This is a genomic window from Streptomyces thermoalcalitolerans, assembly GCF_039525155.1.
Taxonomy (GTDB): domain Bacteria; phylum Actinomycetota; class Actinomycetes; order Streptomycetales; family Streptomycetaceae; genus Streptomyces; species Streptomyces thermovulgaris.
Genome location: NZ_BAAAHG010000012.1, coordinates 71,465 through 88,491, shown reverse-complemented (window position 1 = coordinate 88,491; position 17,027 = coordinate 71,465). Strand labels below are relative to the sequence as shown.

At 72.8% G+C, this 17,027-nt stretch carries 15 protein-coding genes, 1 tRNA gene and 1 pseudogene; 6 read left to right on the top strand and 11 right to left on the bottom strand.

Features of this window, described 5'->3' with window-relative positions; genetic code table 11:
- Positions 1–10: 10 nt before the first annotated feature.
- Positions 11–679 (top strand): annotated as a pseudogene (locus ABD224_RS10200) (FadR/GntR family transcriptional regulator); the annotation flags it as partial.
- Positions 680–846: 167 nt separating this feature from the next.
- Positions 847–1,890, top strand: a complete 1,044-nt coding sequence (locus ABD224_RS10195) for a PAC2 family protein (protein WP_344049086.1) — start codon at positions 847–849, stop codon at positions 1,888–1,890.
- An 87-nt stretch (positions 1,891–1,977) separates the two neighbouring features.
- On the opposite strand, the gene mshC is transcribed toward ABD224_RS10195, so the two are convergent.
- From mshC to ABD224_RS10170, 5 genes are all read right to left on the bottom strand, one after another.
- The gene (gene mshC / locus ABD224_RS10190; RefSeq protein ID WP_344049085.1) at positions 1,978–3,207 is read right to left on the bottom strand and encodes a cysteine--1-D-myo-inosityl 2-amino-2-deoxy-alpha-D-glucopyranoside ligase; all 1,230 of its coding nucleotides are present in this window, start codon (positions 3,205–3,207) and stop codon (positions 1,978–1,980) included.
- Between the two features lie 223 nt (positions 3,208–3,430).
- Entirely contained in the window at positions 3,431–4,261 is an 831-nt protein-coding gene (locus ABD224_RS10185) for an SCO1664 family protein (RefSeq protein ID WP_344049084.1), read from the bottom strand.
- The gene (locus ABD224_RS10180; RefSeq protein WP_344049083.1) at positions 4,225–4,815 is read right to left on the bottom strand and encodes a DUF3090 domain-containing protein; all 591 of its coding nucleotides are present in this window, start codon (positions 4,813–4,815) and stop codon (positions 4,225–4,227) included. The genes ABD224_RS10185 and ABD224_RS10180 overlap by 37 nt, the downstream gene beginning before the upstream one ends.
- Positions 4,816–4,926: 111 nt before the next feature.
- The gene (locus tag ABD224_RS10175) at positions 4,927–5,613 is read right to left on the bottom strand and encodes a histidine phosphatase family protein (RefSeq protein WP_344049082.1); all 687 of its coding nucleotides are present in this window, start codon (positions 5,611–5,613) and stop codon (positions 4,927–4,929) included.
- A 606-nt stretch (positions 5,614–6,219) separates the two neighbouring features.
- The gene (locus ABD224_RS10170) at positions 6,220–7,275 is read right to left on the bottom strand and encodes an LLM class F420-dependent oxidoreductase (protein WP_344049081.1); all 1,056 of its coding nucleotides are present in this window, start codon (positions 7,273–7,275) and stop codon (positions 6,220–6,222) included.
- A 120-nt stretch (positions 7,276–7,395) separates the two neighbouring features.
- On the opposite strand from ABD224_RS10170, the gene ABD224_RS10165 reads away from it, so the two are divergent.
- On the top strand, positions 7,396–8,379 hold the full coding sequence (locus ABD224_RS10165; protein ID WP_344049080.1) for an aldo/keto reductase: 984 nt from the start codon (positions 7,396–7,398) through the stop codon (positions 8,377–8,379).
- Positions 8,376–10,679, top strand: coding sequence for a helix-hairpin-helix domain-containing protein (locus tag ABD224_RS10160; protein ID WP_344049079.1), 2,304 nt, complete (start codon positions 8,376–8,378; stop codon positions 10,677–10,679). The genes ABD224_RS10165 and ABD224_RS10160 overlap by 4 nt, the downstream gene beginning before the upstream one ends.
- 43 nt (positions 10,680–10,722) lie before the next feature.
- Here ABD224_RS10160 and ABD224_RS10155 read toward each other — a convergent pair whose 3' ends face one another.
- Positions 10,723–11,454 (bottom strand): hypothetical protein, encoded by a 732-nt coding sequence (locus ABD224_RS10155; protein ID WP_344049078.1) that lies wholly within the window; start codon positions 11,452–11,454, stop codon positions 10,723–10,725.
- 47 nt (positions 11,455–11,501) lie between these two features.
- On the opposite strand from ABD224_RS10155, the gene ABD224_RS10150 reads away from it, so the two are divergent.
- A complete protein-coding gene (locus ABD224_RS10150) occupies positions 11,502–11,690 on the top strand; it encodes a DUF5703 family protein (RefSeq protein ID WP_344049077.1) in 189 nt (62 codons plus the stop codon).
- A 73-nt stretch (positions 11,691–11,763) separates the two neighbouring features.
- On the opposite strand, the gene ABD224_RS10145 is transcribed toward ABD224_RS10150, so the two are convergent.
- From ABD224_RS10145 to ABD224_RS10135, 3 genes are all read right to left on the bottom strand, one after another.
- Positions 11,764–12,885 (bottom strand): chaplin family protein, encoded by a 1,122-nt coding sequence (locus ABD224_RS10145; RefSeq protein WP_344049076.1) that lies wholly within the window; start codon positions 12,883–12,885, stop codon positions 11,764–11,766.
- Positions 12,886–13,125: 240 nt separating this feature from the next.
- Positions 13,126–13,359 carry a chaplin ChpH gene (chpH, locus tag ABD224_RS10140; protein ID WP_344049075.1) on the bottom strand — a complete coding sequence of 78 codons (234 nt, stop codon included), beginning with the start codon at positions 13,357–13,359 and terminating at the stop codon, positions 13,126–13,128.
- A 181-nt stretch (positions 13,360–13,540) separates the two neighbouring features.
- Positions 13,541–14,866: a M20/M25/M40 family metallo-hydrolase gene (locus ABD224_RS10135; protein WP_344049074.1), complete on the bottom strand. Its 1,326-nt coding sequence runs from the start codon at positions 14,864–14,866 to the stop codon at positions 13,541–13,543.
- Positions 14,867–15,075: 209 nt separating this feature from the next.
- Between ABD224_RS10135 and ABD224_RS10130 the strand changes: the two genes are divergently transcribed.
- Positions 15,076–15,162 (top strand) — tRNA-Leu (locus tag ABD224_RS10130).
- A 143-nt stretch (positions 15,163–15,305) separates the two neighbouring features.
- On the opposite strand, the gene ABD224_RS10125 is transcribed toward ABD224_RS10130, so the two are convergent.
- Both ABD224_RS10125 and ABD224_RS10120 read right to left on the bottom strand, forming a co-directional pair.
- Entirely contained in the window at positions 15,306–16,604 is a 1,299-nt protein-coding gene (locus ABD224_RS10125; protein WP_344049073.1) for a phosphoribosyltransferase family protein, read from the bottom strand.
- Positions 16,605–16,619: 15 nt separating this feature from the next.
- Positions 16,620–16,931, bottom strand: coding sequence for a dsRBD fold-containing protein (locus ABD224_RS10120; protein WP_344049072.1), 312 nt, complete (start codon positions 16,929–16,931; stop codon positions 16,620–16,622).
- Between the last annotated feature and the right edge of the window lie 96 nt (positions 16,932–17,027).

Genomic DNA, 17,027 nt, shown 5'->3' with positions numbered 1-17,027 from the left:
GAGGCCCGGCATGGCGGTGACCGACGAGGCGATCGAGAAGATCAAGAGCATGATCGTCTCCGGCGCGCTGCGCCCCGGCGACCGGCTGCCCAAGGAGAGCGAACTCGCCGCGGAACTGGGCCTGTCGCGCAACTCCCTGCGGGAGGCGGTGCGCGCGCTGTCGCTGATCCGGATCCTGGACGTGCGGCAGGGAGACGGCACGTACGTCACCAGCCTGGACCCGCACCTGCTGCTGGAGGCAGTGGGTTTCGCCGTCGACGTCCACCGCGACGACACGGCGCCGGAGTTCCTGGCGGTGCGCCGCATCCTGGAACCGGCCGCGACCGCGATGGCGGCCACGCGCCTTGGCGAACAGCAACTGGACGCGCTCGAAGCCCTGCTGGACGCGCTCGGCGACACGCCCTCGGTGGAGGAACTGGTCACCTGCGACCTGGAGTTCCACCGGGGCATCGCACGGGGCTCGGGCAACTCGGTGCTCTGCTCCCTGCTCGACGGGCTGTCCGGGCCCGCCGCCCGGGCCCGGATCTGGCGCGCCCTGATCCAGGAGGGCGCGGTCGGCCGCGCCCTGCACGAGCACCGCGCGATCCTCGGGGCGCTGCGCGACCGGGACGCGGAGGCGGCACGGTCCTGGGCGACCGTGCACATCGCGAGCGCCGAGCGGTGGCTGCGCTCCGCTCTCCGCGCCGATGGCGCTCCTCTCCGCTCCGGTGCCGCTCCCGAGGTGTTCGATCATGGGGAACGGGGCAGTCATCCGTTCACTCCCCCGTGCAAGGGGGCTGCGAGCGTCCCCGCCGCACGCCGTAAGGTTGGTGGGTCAGGCGAGGGCACGTCGGAAGGAGGCACTGGGTGATCGAGCTCGAGGGGGTTCCCGAGCTGATCGACCCGGTCATGGTGGCCGCGTTCGAGGGCTGGAACGATGCCGGCGACGCCGCCTCCGCCGCGGTCGCGCATCTGAACAGGGAGTGGAAGGGCGAGGTGTTCGCGGCGCTGGACGCCGAGGACTACTACGACTTCCAGGTGAACCGCCCCACGGTGTTCATCGACAACGGCACACGCAAGATCACCTGGCCGACGACGAGACTGTCGGTGGTCCGGGCCGACGGGGAGAAGCCGCGTGACCTGGTGCTGGTCCACGGCATCGAACCGTCCATGCGCTGGCGCTCGTTCTGCAACGAGCTGCTCGGCTTCGCCCACGAGCTCGGTGTGGAGCTGGTGGTCCTCCTGGGAGCGCTGCTCGGCGACACTCCGCACACACGTCCGGTGCCGATCAGCGGGACCACGTCGGACCCGGACCTGGCCCGCCGGATGGACCTGGAGGAGAGCAAGTACGAGGGGCCGACGGGCATCGTGGGCGTGCTGCAGGAGGCCTGCACGCACGCCGGGGTCCCGGCGGTCTCGCTGTGGGCGGCGGTGCCGCACTACGTCGCGCAGCCGCCGAACCCGAAGGCCACGCTGGCCCTGCTCAACCGGCTGGAGGACCTGCTCGACCTGCGCATTCCGCTGGGCGAGCTGCCGGAGGACGCACGGGCCTGGCAGGTCGGGGTGGACCAGCTGGCCGCCGAGGACAGCGAGGTCGCGGAGTACGTGCAGACGCTGGAGGAGGCCCGGGACACCGCGGAGCTGCCCGAGGCGTCGGGCGAGGCGATCGCCCGCGAGTTCGAGCGGTATCTGCGGCGCCGGGACCGCAGCGGTACGTCGTCGGGCGGGTCCGCCGAGGCGGACGGCGCCGAGGGCGGCTCGTACCGGCGGGAGGGACCCGGGGGCCGTGCACGGCCGTCGGGTCCGGCGACGCCGGAGACCGGGGCCGCCGGCACCGCTGACGGCACGGATGCCGGGGGCGGCACAAAGGACGCCGACGGCACGGACGGCGAGGACTCGTCGGAGGAGTGAACAGTGCGGGGGCGGTGCGCGTGACGCGCACCGCCCCCGGTGTCCGATGCCCTGTCCGGCGCTCGGCGTCCGGTTTCGGCGTCCGGCTCAGAGAGCCACGCCCAGCAGGGCGTCCACGGCGCGCGAGACAAGGCCGGGAGCGCCGGTGTCGTCGCCTCCCTGCTCCTGCTGGAGGGCCACCCAGCGGTCGACCGCGGCGAGCGCCGCGGGGGCGTTCAGATCGTCGGCGAGGGCGTCGCGGATCTCCTCGAGCAGCGCGTCGGCGGACGGGCCGTCGGGCCGGGAGACGGCCGAGCGCCAGCGGCCCAGACGGGCCACGGCGTCCTGGAGGACCTGATCGGTCCACTCCCAGTCGGAGCGGTAGTGGTGGGCGAGGAGGGCGAGCCGGATGGCGGCCGGGTCCACGCCGTCGCGCCGCAGCTGCGACACAAAGACCAGATTGCCCTTGGACTTGGACATCTTCTCGCCGTCGAGGGCGACCATGCCGGCGTGCACATAGGCCTTGGCCATCGGGAACTCGCCGGTGAGCACCTGGGCGTGCGAGGCGCCCATCTCGTGGTGCGGGAAGGCGAGGTCGGAGCCGCCGCCCTGGATGTCGAAGCCCATGCCGAGGTGCTTCAGGGCGATCGCCACGCACTCGATGTGCCAGCCGGGCCGGCCCCGGCCGAGGGAGCCGCCGTCCCAGCTGGGCTCCCCGTCCCGGGCGGCCAGCCACAGGACCGGGTCGAGGGGGTTCTTCTTGCCGGGGCGGTCGGGGTCGCCGCCACGCTCGGCGGACAGCAGACGCATCGTTTCCGCGTCCAGGTGGGAGACCTCGCCGAAGTGGGGGTCGGACTCGACGGAGAAGTACACGTCCCCCTCGAGCTCGTACGCCGCGCCCAGGTCCCGCAGCCGTTCGACCAGCGGGACGATGCCGGGTATCGCCTCCACGGCGCCGACGTAGTGCCGGGGCGGCAGCATGCGCAGAGCGGTCATGTCCTCACGGAACAGGGCCGTCTCCCGCTCGGCCAGCCGCACCCAGTCGACGTTGTCGCGCTGGGCCCGCTCCAGCAGGGGATCGTCGACGTCGGTCACGTTCTGGACGTAGTGGACCTGCCGCTTGGTGTCGAGCCACACACGCTGCACGAGGTCGAACGCGTTGTAGGTCGCCGCGTGCCCCATGTGGGTCGCGTCGTACGGGGTGATGCCGCAGACGTAGATACGGGCGACGGGACCGGGCCGAAGGGTGACCAGGCCCCCGGTCGCGGTGTCATGGATCCTCAGGTCGCGGCCCCGGCCCGGCAGGGCGGGGACCTCGGAAGCGGGCCAGGCATGCATGTCATGAGCGTAACCGGACCGCGGTCCCGTACACGAACCGGACCGGGCCGGTTGACCGGAAAAGCGCTCTTGCGCGATTCCGCCGGATGTGCCGCCGCCCGCCTCCGACAGGGCGGCGGTCCCGCGCCTGCCGCCGCCCGGTGCGGCCGGGTGCGGCCGTCCGTCGCCCGACGGCCGCACCACGCCGACGACCGGCCTCCGCCGGCCCCTGCCAGCTGCCGGCCTATATCGGCGGCCAGGGGATCGCCGGCCAGTCCCCGGTGGGCTCCGGGTGGGTGCCGGTGGTGAGAAGGGTGCGCACGCGCGCGCGTGTGGCATCGAGTTCGGCCGGGGTGATCAGGGAGGCCAGACGGGTGGCGAGGGGGGCGTCGTCGGCGAGGGCCTCCTCGAGAAGGCCGAGGACCTCCAGGATCTCCGGTGGGAGGGGTTCACCCGCCCAGCCCCACAGCAAGGTACGCAGCTTGTTCTCGACGTTGAAGGTGACGCCGTGATCGATGCCGTACAGATTCCCGTCGGGGGTGGGCAGCAGATGGCCGCCCTTGCGGTCGGCATTGTTGATCACGGCGTCCAGGACGGCCAGGCGGCGCAGCCGTTCGTCGTCCGCGTGCACCAGCAGCGCGGTACGGCCCTGGCCGACCTCGGCGAACCCGATCGCCTTCCAGCCCGGTCCCGGCTCCTCGGCGTCCAGCAGCGCGAGCAGCCCGCCGTCGGCGGTCGCCTCGACCCACAGCTGCACCATGCCCTCGCCGTACGGGCCGTCGCGCAGCACGGTGGGCGGCACCAGGCCCCAGCCGGTCGCCTCGGAGACCTCGTACGCGGCCACTTCCCGCGCGGCGAGCGTGCCGTCGGGGAAGTCCCACAGCGGGCGCTCCCCCGCGACCGGCTTGTAGATGCAGGACGCCTCCTGGCCGTCGTACGCGACCGTGCACAGCAGCGCCGCGTTGGACGCCTCGCGGATCCGGCCGCGCACGGTCAGCTCGCCCCGGGCGAGCAGCTCGGTGGACGCCGCTTCGGGCGTCACACTCCGCGGCGGTATCCGTTCTGGCGCGGACATACATGTCCCTCCGGGTCGAGCGGGAGACTGCACAGCGGACACGGCGGCCGTCCGGCGTTGACGACGTCCATGGCACGCTTGGCGAACGCCCTCGCCTGCGCGCCGGTGAGCCGGACCCGCAGCACCGGGGGGCCGTTCTCCTCGTCCTGCAGCAGCCGCTCCTCGGCCTCGGCGAGATCCTCCTCCGACTCCACGTCGATCTCGACGAGCGCCTGCGCCTCGACGATCAGGCGCTGGTCCTCACCGTCCCAGGCAAGTGCCATGGTGCCGACCCGGAACTCCTCCTCGATGGGGGTCTCCAGCGGGTCGGTGTCGGTGATCTCGGCGGGCGCCACGGCGGGCACGGCGGCACTGCCGCCGCTGCGGCGCACCACCTCGTCGAGCAGTTCTTCCATGCGCTCGGCGAGCGCGGCGACCTGGGTCTTCTCCAGGACCACGCTGGTCACCCGTGAGCCGGCGGAGGCCTGGAGGAAGAACGTACGGCGCCCGGGCAGTCCGACCGTCCCGGCCACGAAGCGGTCCGGGGGGTCGTAGAGGAACACCTGACGGGACACGTCCTGTCTCCATGGGAATCGTGTGAATGGCGGAATCGGGAGAGCCGACGGGATCGGCGCATCGACCCGGCCGGCATGTCGGCGACCGCTTCACCCTACTGCGGCCGACGATCACGGTGCGCCCGCACCGCCTCCGACGGGTGCGTCGTCGTCCGCGGACTCCTCGCGCGGCACCAGGGACGCGAAGTCCCCGGTGTCCCCGAGCCTGACCAGAAAGGGCCGCAGCCGGGTGTAGCGGATCGCGGTGACGGAGCACGGTTCGACCGAGATCCTCTGGAAGAGGTCCAGGTGCAGGCCGAGCGCGTCCGCGACGAGGGACTTGATGATGTCGCCGTGCGAGCACATCAGGTAGACCGCGTCGGCTCCGTGGTCGCGCTCCACGCGCGCGTTCCACTCGCACACCGCCTCGACGGCACGTGCCTGCATCGCACGCAGGGACTCGCCGCCGGGGAACGCCGCCGCCGAGGGGTACGCCTGCACCACCTCCATCATCGGCTCGTCCTTGAGCTCGGCGAGCTTGCGGCCGGACCAGTCGCCGTAGTCGCACTCCCCGATGCGCTCGTCGATGTGCGCCGTCAGCTGCGGCCGGGCCTCCAGCAGCGGCCGTATCGTCTCCTGGCAGCGCTGCAGCGGGCTGGTGACGACCTCGGCGATCGGCAGCCCGTCGAGCCGCCCGGGCAGCGCCGCGGCCTGTGCGGCACCGCGTTCGTCCAGGGCGATCCCGGGAGTCCGGCCGGCCAGCAGTCCGGCGGTGTTCGCGGTGGAACGTCCGTGCCTGACAAGGATCAGCGTGGGCATGCGGCCAGCGTAGGCGTACGGACGGTCCGGGCGGTGTCCCGGGACGAAACCCGGGACGAAACCCGGGACGAAACCCGGGACAAAAGGAGAACACATTCTTCGACACCTCTCCCGGACGGCGCGGAGGACCTCTCCCGGACGGTGCGGAGGGTCGGAACCAGCCCGGTTTCCCCGAGGACTGGAGGCGGATGTGCGGGCCCGGTTCTCGCTCGGCGCGTCGTGCGCGCCCGGTTCCCGCCCCGTGCGGGACGCGGCTCGGCCGATCGGGCGTACGGTCCTCCCGCTCCGCCCCGGGGGCCGCGGCACGCCCGGAGGGGCCCGCTGATCGTCGACTGCGCCGTCCACCGCGACGGCCGCCGCACCCCGGGCCCCGGGACTTCTCCGGCGCGCCGGCCGAGGCGCGGGCCGCCGGGGGTTCGTCCGGGTGGAGCCGTACGAGCCGGACGAGCAGGAGTCCGGTCCGGTCGCCGAGGAGCTCGCACTGCCTCCGCCGGCGGTCGAGGACGCCCTGAAGGCCCATCAGCGGCCCAAGCCGAGGGAAAGCCTCTGTGCTTGCCGGGCGTGGTCGGCGTGGCCCCGTCGGACGTGCCCCGGTGACCCGCTGCTCTACGCCAGCCCCGCGCGCTCCAGGGCCTCGACACCGGCGCGGAGGGAGGCGAGCCGCTCCTCCAGGGTGAGGCCCGCGGGGGCGAGGGTCAGCGTGGTGACACCGGCCTCCGCGTACGCCTTCATGCGGTCCGCGATCCGGTCGACGGAGCCGAGCAGCGTGGTCTGGTCGATGAGTTCCTGCGGTACGGCGGCCGCGGCGCCCTGCTTGTCGCCCGAGAGGTACTTGTCCTGGATCTCGGCCGCCGCCTTCTCGTAGCCCATGCGGCAGGCCAGCCGGTTGTAGAAGTTCTGCTTGCGGCTGCCCATGCCGCCGACGTACAGCGCGGTGTAGGGACGGAAGGTGTCGGCGAGCCGGGCCACGTCCCTGTCGTCGCCGACGGCGAGCGGCAGGGTCGGGCAGACGTCGAAGCCCTCCATGGTCAGACCGGCCTTCTCGCGGCCCGCGCGCAGGTGCTTGATCGCCGTCTCCTCCAGATGGCCGGCGGAGGGGAAGATGAGCAGGGCGCCGTCGGCGATCTCGCCGGTCTGCTCCAGGTTCTTCGGGCCGATGGCGGCGATGTAGAGCGGGATGCGCTCGCGCTGCGGGTGCACGGTCAGCTTGAGCGGCTTGCCCGGGCCGCCGGGCAGCGGCAGCGTCCAGTGCTCGCCCTCGTACGTCAGCCGCTCACGGGACATCGCCTTGCGGACGATCTCGACGTACTCACGGGTGCGGGCCAGCGGCTTGTCGAACTTGACGCCGTACCAGCCCTCGGAGACCTGCGGACCGGAGACGCCGAGACCGAGCCGGAAGCGACCGCCGGACAGCGAGTCCAGGGTGGCGGCCGTCATCGCCGTCATCGCGGGCTGCCGGGCGGGGATCTGGAAGATGGCCGAACCGACGTCGATGCGCTCGGTCTGCGCGGCGACCCAGGCGAGCACGGTGGCCGCGTCGGAGCCGTAGGCCTCGGCCGCCCAGCACACGGCATAGCCGAGCCGGTCCGCCTCCCGTGCGACGGCCAGGTTGTCCGTGTCCATCCCGGCACCCCAGTAGCCGAGGTTGATCCCGAGCTGCATGCCGTTCCCCTTACCGGTCAGTAACGTCTCTTGTCCCGGGAACACTAGCGCGGGCCGGAGGGATTGTGGGTCCCCCACGGGTGACCCACGTCTCAACTCCGGCCAGTAATCTCGGCGTCCATGGAGCAGAGGTATCTCGGCCGTACGGGCCTGCGTGTGTCCCGCATCGGCCTCGGCACCCTGACCTGGGGCCGGGACACCGACGAGCACGACGCCGCGGACATGCTGAAGGTGTTCTGGGAGGCGGGCGGCACCCTCGTCGACACGGCCGACGTGTACGGCGACGGGGAGGCCGAGTACCTGCTCGGGCGGCTCATGGATGGCCTGGTGCCCCGCCGTGACCTGGTCATCTCGACCAAGGCGGGCAGTGTCCCGGACCCGGACCGCCGCTTCGACTGCTCCCGCGGCCATCTGCTGGCGGCGCTGGACGCCTCGCTCGCCCGTCTCGGCACGGACTACATCGACGTGTGGCACATCCACGCCTACGACCCCCACACACCGCTGGAGGAGACCCTTCAGGTGCTCGACCTGGCCGTGCGCAGCGGCCGGGTGCGCTACGCCGGGGTCTCGAACTTCTGCGGCTGGCAGCTGGCCAAGGCGGCGACCTGGCAGCTCGCGGCGCCGGACACCCGGACGCGGCTGGCGAGCGCGCAGATGGAGTATTCGCTGCTGCAGCGGGGCATCGAGCGCGAGGTGCTGCCGGCCGCCCTCGACCTGGGCATCGGCCTGCTGCCCTCCTCGCCGCTGGGCCGCGGTGTGCTGACCGGCAAGTACCGCAACGGAACGCCGCCGGACTCGCGGGGCGCCTCGGAGCACCTGGCGCCCTTCGTCGAGCCGTACCTCGACGACACCGCACGCCGCATCGTGGACGCGGTGTCCACGGCGGCGGACGGGCTGGCGGTGACCCCGCTCCAGATCGCCCTCGCCTGGGTCCGCGACCGCCCCGGCGTGACCGCGCCGATCGTCGGCGCCCGCACCGCACAGCAGCTCACGGCGGCATTGTCAGCGGAGGCACTTAGTCTTCCTGACGAGATCTGCCGGGCGCTCGACGACGTGTCGGCGCCCGTGCACCGCTATCCCGATCACGACTGGAGCACGCTGTGAGCGAGCCGGAGAGCACCCCACACTCCGGACCTGACACCCCGGAGCCCGGCCCGGGAGCCGGCCCCTGGGACACCGGCACCGCGACGACGGAGAGCGACGAGCGGGACGACGCCGCGGAGCACGACGGTGCGGCTCCGGCAGCCGACTCGGACACGGGGGTCGGCTCGGATGCGGAGACGGGTGCGGACACGGGGGCCGATACGGACGCGGGAGCGGATGCGGACGCTCCGGCCGGCGCGGACCCGGCGGACGGTGCCGGCGCGGCCGGGCTGTCCGAGGCCGAGGCGGAGCTCGCGGCCCAGCGGATCGAGCGGGAGCGGATCGAGCGGCGCAAGGCGGCGAAGAAGGGGCCGATCGACAGCGGCAGGAAGCTGAGCGGCAAGGCGGCCGCTCTGCTGGCGGCGGTGCGGGCCGTGGAGAGCGGGAAGACCCCTCCGGCCGACCTCTTCGCCGAGCCGCGGACCGCGCCCCGGCAGACCGCCTCCGAGTCGGCACGGCGGCCCGGGTCCGTCTCCGTCGAAGCGGCCCCCGCGCCCATGGCCCCCATGCCCGCGGTCCCCGCGCCCGAGGTCGTCCAAAGGGTGCGCCGCGTGCTGAGCGAGGGGGGCGCCCCGGAGACGCTCGCGCCTCGGGTGGCCGCGGCCCTCGGGGAGGGCGCGGAGGAGCGGCTGCGCGCCGACCCCTGGCAGCTGCTGCGTGTGCAGGGCGTACGGCCGGAGCAGGCCGACGGGTTCGCGCGTGCCCTGCTCGGCGCGGAGTGCGGCCCAGGCGACGAACGGCGCGGCCGGGCCTTCACCGTGTGGCTGCTGGAGCAGGCGGCCCTCGCCGGGCACACGGCGCTGGACGCCCCGGCGCTGACCGCCGCCCTGGCCCAGCGGGCGGTGCCCGACCCCGACGCGGCCCTGCAGAGCACCCTCGCGGAGGGCGAGGCCCTGGCCTTCCAGGACGCCCCGGCCGCGGGTGAGGAGGGCGAGCGCCCGGTGCGCGTCCTCGTGGGCCTGGAGCGGTACGCACTCGCCGAGGAGAGTCTCGCCGACGGACTGGCCCGGCTGCTCAACTCCGCACCGAAGGAAGGCGGTTCGTCCGAGGACTGGGAGCGGGCCGCCGCCTCCGCCCAGGGTTCCGCCGCCGAGCTGCTCCGCGCGGTCGCGGGCCACAGCCTCGTCCTGCACACCGGAGGCGAGGCCTCCCGCACGGAGCCCGCCCGGCTGCTGGACGAGGCGCGGCGGCTCGGGCTGCGCGCATGGGCCGCCACCCACAGCCCGCTCGGCCGGGACGGCTTCGCGGAGCTGCTGCGGCAGTCCCAGGAGGCCGACGGGACGTCCGCGCCTCCCGTCGCCACGGTGGCCGGACTGCTGTCCGGCGCCGAGGGCCCCGGCCGGGACGACGACGGCTCGCTCGCCCTGGACCTCCTCGTCGTGCTCGACGCCCCCCAGCTGGACGTGGAGACCGCGGCCCTGCTCGTGGAGTCGCTGCCGGACGGCGCCCGGCTGGTGCTGGCCGGCGATCCGGGGGTGCTGTGGTCCGTGGGGCCCGGACGGGTCTTCGCGGATCTGCTGGCGGCGCGGGTCTGCCCCCGGATCGCCTCACGGGTGCCCGACCCCGGCCCGCTGGGCGAGCTGGTCTCCGGCATCGGCATCGGCGAGCTGAACGAGGTGGCGGCGCCCGACCGGGAGGTCGTGATCGTCCCGGTGCGGGACGCGGGCGAGGCCGTGCACCGGACCGTGCAGCTCGTCGTGGACTCGGTGCCGCGGGCCATCGGCGTCCCGGCCGAGCGGACGACGGTGATCACTCCGGGTCATGGGGGCGCGGCCGGCACCCGCGCGCTGAACGCGGCCCTGAAGGCACGGCTCCACCCGGGGCCCGGCCGCTTCGGCGGCTTCGACCCGGGCGACCGGATCGTCTACTCCCCCGCCCCGGGCCGTACGCTGCCCGGTCATGTGGTGAAGGGCGACGCCGAGGGGCTGCACCTGTCCTGCTCGGGCACCCCCGTGGTCGTGCCGAGGGAGTGGGTGGAGACACGGGTGCGGCACGGGTGGGCGCTGACCGCGCACCAGGCGGTGGGCTGCCGGTGGCCCGCGGTGGTCGTGGTGCTGCCCGGTGACGCGACGCGGGCGCTCAGCCGGCCGTGGGTATACACGGCGTTCAGCCGGGCGAGCCGTCATCTGTCCGTGGTGCACGGGGCGGAGCAGGCGCTCCCGCGGGCCGTGGCCGAGGTGCCGGCGAAGCCCCGTACGACCCGTCTGCCCGACCTGCTCCGCGCGCAGACGCAGGCGGCGGAGGAACGGACGGCGGGCTGAGATCCGTCGCCGTCGTCGCAGCCCTCCCGTCGTCCGCCGCCGCTCAGCGGTCGAGCGCGTCCAGCGGCTCCAGGTCCTCGTCGTCGGGTCCGATGTCGAGATCGTCGTCGTCGATGTCGGTCCCGTCGACACCGACGACATCATCGTCGTCGTCCTCGTCGTCGTCCTCGTCGTCGAAGACCGCGCTGACGTCGAAGCGGCAGACGACCCGCTCCGGATCGACGTGGTCGAAGGGCGCCTCCAGCCAGTCGCCCGGGTCGGCGGGCTCGTCCGCGGCCGTGACCCACAGGGTGGAGTCGCCCTCCTCCAGGCCGAACTCGCTGTGCCGGGAGGCGATCTCGTCCGGTTCGAACTCACTGAACAGGATGCCGAGCGCCCCGGGAACCGTCCTGGAGGCGTTCCCGTCGTCGCCCGTGCCGGCCTCGCTGTCCGCAGCCTCCACCCGCCGGGCCTGGGCCAGCAGCCGACGCGGCTCGACCACGGAGTAGTCGCGGCGGATCAGCACGCTGATCGCATGCGGTTCCTCCGGTCCCGTGTACGGCGGCAGCGAGTCGTCACCGGGGATCTCGAAGGGTGTGACCTCGTCGTAGCGGTCGTAGAGCAGTTCGTCGTACGCCTCTGCGGCCGCGGCCAGCTGATTGAACGCCTCGTAGACGGCCGGGTCGTCCTCCCCCGACCTGCGTTCGACCGCGGCCAGGTGGCGGTCGAGCGCGGCCTTGAGCGCCTCGGCGGCGGCGCGTACCTCGGCAGCGGTGGGCTGCGCAGCATCAGACATAGTGCAGACGCTATCCGTACCGGGCCCAAGACCGCACAATGGTTGCGATGCCGGAATACGAATTTGTCGACGTCTACGTACCACGGGGAGTCTCCCGCAAGGAGACGACACAACTACTGACGGACCACGCCGAGTACGGACATTGGGAGTTGTACCGTCTGAGCCTGATGCGCGACGGCAGCCGCAAGGTGCGGTTGCGCCGGCGGATCATCCGCCAGGTGCGTGCCACGTGGTGAGCTGAGACGGCCGGGCCGCAGCGGGCCCCGCGTCCGCGGGGCCCGCTCCGTCATGCGCACCGCAGGCGGGTGGTCACCGAGCGGTGGACCGGGCCTTGCGGTACAGTACGGCGCCCGCGAGCAGCGCTCCGGCGCCCGCCGGCAGAACGGCTCCCAGGGGCAGGTCGCTGCCGGTGTCGGCGAGCTGCGCCCGACCGCCGGACGCGGTGGACTGCGTGCCCGGCTGGTTCACCTGCACGGAATCCCCGGGGGTGCCACCGCCCGGAGCGGGAGGCGTGGTCGGCGTACCGGGGTGGGCGGGAGTGCCCGGCCGGCCCGGCTGGCCCGGGGTGCCGGGGTCTCCCGGCTCGCCCGGCTGACCCGGAGTACCGGGGTTCCCCGGCTCGCCCGGCTGACCCGGAGTACCGGGGTTCCCCGGCTCGCCCGGCTGACCCGGAGTACCGGGGTTCCCCGGCTCGCCCGGCTGACCCGGAGTGCCAGGGTTCCCCGGCTCGCCCGGCTGACCCGGCGTCCCAGGGGTGCCGGGCGTGCCCGGAGGCGTGTCCTGGCCATCTCCGCCGCCATTGGCACAGCGGTTGCCCGTCGCCGGATTGCCCGCGCCGATCACATCGACACTGTTGCCGCAGACATTGACCGGCACGTGGACCGGCGCCTGCACCGTGTTACCGGACAGCACACCCGGCGAACCACCGGCGTGCCCAACGGCGTGCGAGCCGGTGTGCGAGCCGGCGCCCCCGGACCCGTGGCTGGCACCACCCTGATTGCCGCAGCCGTTGCCCACCGCCGGGTTGAGCAACCCGGCAACACTGACCGTGTTGCCGCAGACATTGACCGGCACGTGGACCGGCGCCTGCACCGTGTTGCCCGACAACACCCCCGGCGAACCACCGGCGTGCCCAACGGCGTGCGAGCCGGTGTGCGAGCCGGCGCCCCCGGACCCGTGGCTGGCACCACCCTGATTGCCGCAGCCGTTGCCCACCGCCGGGTTGAGCAACCCGGCAACACTGACCGTGTTGCCGCAGACGTTCACCGGCACATGGACCGGCGCCTGCACCGTGTTGCCGGACAGCACCCCCGGCGAGCCGGACGTGGCGCCGGACGCGCCCGCGTCGGCGTGGGCGTAGCCACTTGCGGCGGCGATCACGCCGGTGGCTGCGGCCACAGTCATCAGGCCCTTGCGGGTGACCTGTCGCATATCGCTGAATCCCTGCTTTCGGCCTCTTCGGCCTCTTCTGGCTCTTCTGACTTTCGGAACTTCTCGGTCTCGGCTCTTCGAACGTCGAAAGTCCTTCGAATATCGAAAAGCCTTCCGGAACACGTATTCGCCCCGGCCGGAAATCGCCGTTGCGACCACAGGAAACCGGCCGGGCCCGGAGCGCATGGCGTGCGCTCCGGGGCCGACGGGTCTCAGACCCTCACGGGGTGAGGCACAACGTCACTTGTTCATGCAGGCGTTGCCGAAGGCGGGGTTCAGCAGCCCGATCACCGAGATCGTGTTGCCGCAGGCGTTCACCGGCACGTGGACCGGAACCTGCACGACGTTGCCGGAGAGCACACCCGGGGAGTGCGCGGCGGCACCCTGAGCGCCGGAGTCGGCAGCGGCCACGCCGGCACCCGCGAGAACCAGTCCACCGGTGGCAACCGCGGCAGCGACGACCTTCTTGATCATTAATTCCTCCTCGTTGCTAACGCGATCTCTCTTGGTGATCGCATCACTTGTAACGAGGAGGGAGTAATGGAGCTACGAGCTTATCGTCGCATTCACCCTTCCTTGGTCATCTCCGTACACGCGGCCGATTATTCGGGGCTCTTCGGGGGCCGTCCGCACCGGAGAACATCCGAAAACGCCCTCAGGATGCGTCGATGAACCGATCAAGCACACGTACACCGAACTTCAGACCGTCCACCGGCACCCGCTCGTCCACCCCGTGGAACATGCCTGCGAAATCCAGCTCCGGCGGCAGCCGCAGCGGCACGAAGCCGAAGCAGCGGATGCCCAGATCGTCGAAGGACTTGGCGTCGGTGCCGCCGGAGAGCATGTACGGGATGGCCTTGGCAGCCGGGTCCTCCGCCACCAGCGCGGACTGCATCGCCTCCACCAGGGCCCCGTCGAAGGTGGTCTCGACGGCCTTGTCGGCGTGCACGTCCTCGCGCTTGACCTTGGGCCCGAGGATCCGGTCCAGATCGGCGAGGAACTCCTCCTCGTAGCCGGGCAGGAACCGCCCGTCGACATGCGCGGTGGCCTCGCCCGGGATGACGTTGACCTTGTAACCGGCGTTCAGCTGTGTGGGGTTGGCGGTGTTGCTCAGGGTCGCGCCGATGAGCTTGGCGATGCCGCCGAGCCTGGCGATCGTGCCGTCCATGTCCTCCGGGTCGAGCTCGACGCCGAGCGCGTCGCCGAGTTCGTCGAGGAAGGCCCGAGTGGTCTTGGTCACCCGCACCGGGAACTTGTGCCGCCCGAGGCGGGCCACGGCCTCCGACAGCTCGGTGATCGCGTTGTCCCGGTGGATCATGGAACCGTGCCCCGCAGTGCCGGCCACGGTCAGCTTCATCCAGTGCATGCCCTTCTCGGCCGTCTGGATCAGGTACAGCCGCCGCTGTTCGCTGACCGTGAAGGAGAAGCCGCCCACCTCGCTGATCGCCTCGGTGACCCCCTCGAACAGGTCGGGGTGGTGGTCGACCAGGTAGCGCGCCCCGTACGTCCCGCCGGCCTCCTCGTCCGCGAGGAACGCCAGCACGATGTCCCGCGGGGGCTTGCGGCCGCTGCGCAGCCGGTCCCGTACGACCGCCAGCGTCATCGCGTCCATGTCCTTCATGTCGACCGCGCCGCGGCCCCACACGCATCCGTCCGCGACCTCTCCGGAGAAGGGGTGGTGGGTCCAGTCGTCGGCGTTGGCCGGTACGACGTCGGTGTGGCCGTGGATCAGCAGCGCGGGCCGGGAGGGGTCCTCGCCCTCGATACGGGCCACGGTGGAGGCGCGGCCCGGGTGCGACTCGAAGATCTTCGGCTCCAACCCCACCTCGGCGAGCTTCTCGGCGACGTACTCGGCGGCCTTGCGCTCGCCCGGCCCCGAGTGGTCGCCGTAGTTGCTGGTGTCGATCCGGATCAACTCGCGGCAGAGGTCCACGACCTCGTCCTCTGCGGTGACGCTCCTGGTCGTGTCCGTCTCGCTCACGCTGCTTCCTCCCACTGTGCGCCGGTGGTCCACCGCGTATGCCGGTGGCCCCCTCATCCTCCCCCTCTCCTCGCCCCGTCCCAAGTGCCCCGCCCCGTCACCCCCGGCCCGCAGACCGTCCGGCACGCGAGCCGGGTGATCGAGCCCGCCCGAAAGCCTGGTAAGGTTTCCTTCGTCGCCGCGGGAGTCCCCCGCGCGACACACGCCTCGTCCGGGTGGCGGAATGGCAGACGCGCTAGCTTGAGGTGCTAGTGCCCGTATAGGGCGTGGGGGTTCAAGTCCCCCCTCGGACACCACACGGAAACGGTGTCGGCCGACTTCTTCGGCCGGCACCGTTTTCTTGCTTCCTCCGCCGTTTCCTGCTGCCTTCCTTCTGCCTTCCTCGCTCCCCTTCGCTCTCCGTCCGTCTTCCGCCTGTCTTTCTTCCGGCCGCGCAAAGTCACACGTGCGCCGCCGCCATGTGGTCCGTGAACCAGTCGCGGGCCAGTTCCGTCACCCTCTCCAGGGCGCCGGGCTCCTCGAAGAGATGGGTGGCGCCGGGGACCGTGACCAGCCGGTTCTCGCAGTGCAGGCGGGCCTGCGCCTGCCGGTTGAGATCGAGGACCATGAGATCGGCCCCGCCGACGATCAGCAGCGTGGGGGCGGTCACCGCCGGGAGCCTCGGCCCCGCGAGGTCCGGCCGGCCCCCGCGGGAGACCACGGCGGCGATACGGGCGTCGGGTTCCGCGGCGGCCCAGAGGGCGGCCGCCGCACCGGTGCTGGCGCCGAAGTAACCGACGGCCAGGCCTTCCACGGCGGGCTGGGCGCGCAGCCAGGCGGTGGCATCGGTGAGGCGGCCGGCCAGCAGCACGGTGTCGAACACATGGGCGCGGTCTTGTGCCTCGTCCTCGGTGAGCAGGTCGAACAGAAGGGTGCCCAGACCGGCCTTGTGCAGGCCGTCGGCGACGAAGCGGTTGCGCGGGCTGTGGCGTCCGCTGCCGCTGCCGTGGGCGAAGACCACGACGCCGGTGGCGTCGGGAGGCACGGTCAGGTGGCCGCCGAGGTGTACGGCCCCGGCCACCACCTCCACCTCGCGGTCGGCCACTGCGCGGCCGGCCGGGCAGCGGCCCGCCGCCCGGCGGAGGAAGGCGACCACGTCCTCGTCGTCGAGCTGGGCGAAGTCGGCGTAGAACTGGCCGACCGCGAAGAAGTCCGCCGGAGTGGCCAGGCAGACCAGTTCGTCGGCCTCCCCGGCGAGCCGGTCCGTCCAGTCCGGTGGCGCGACGGGGACCGCGAGGACGACCCTCGCCGCCCCCCGCGCACGTACCGTGCGGCAGGCCGCCCGTGCGGTGGAGCCGGTGGCCACGCCGTCGTCGACGATCACGGCGGTCCGGCCGGCGACGGCGACCGGGGGCCGCTCGCCCCGGTAGCGGACGGCCCGCCGCTCGAGCTCGCGGCGCTCGCGCTCCTCGATGCGGGCCAGCATCTCGGGCTGGACCCGGGCCGCGCGCAGCACCTCCTGGCCGAGGACGCGCACACCGTCCTCGCCGATGGCTCCCATGCCGAGCTCCGGCCGGGAGGGCACCCCCAGTTTCCGTACCAGGCACACGTCCAGGGGTGCGTCGAGGGCCTCCGCGACGGCCGCGGCGACCGGCAGGCCTCCCCGGGGCAGACCGAGCACCACGACGTCCTGGCCCTTGAGATGTTCCAGACGGGCGGCCAGCCGCCGGCCCGCCTCGGTACGGTTCGCAAAGAGCACTGTCGGCTCCTTCGTTCACTCCCTGGGCTCCCACAGGGGGGCGGGGGACGTCGCCTCGGACGCTCCCACCGCCTTGATGTCGCCGTTGGCGGCGCGCAGCAGCTCACGGCCCAGCGCGATCAGCGCACGGCCGGCCGCGAGTTCCTCGCCGATCTCGGGCACGTCCGGGTCGTACGGGCTGCGGTGGGCCCTTGCGCAGGCCTCCAGGACGTTGTCGCCGGTGTCCAGGACGACCCGGGCGGTGGTCTCCGGGTCGTGCTCGGACAGGTACAGGCTCAGCCGCCACTCCTTGGCGGACGGAGGCCGGTTGCCCACGGGTCGGGTCATCGTCGGTCCCTCCTCGGCCGGGCCGGACATGCGGCACGGGACGGCGCCCTCTTCCACTGTGCCCCCGCCGGGCGTGCGCCGCACCGGTGGCGGGAC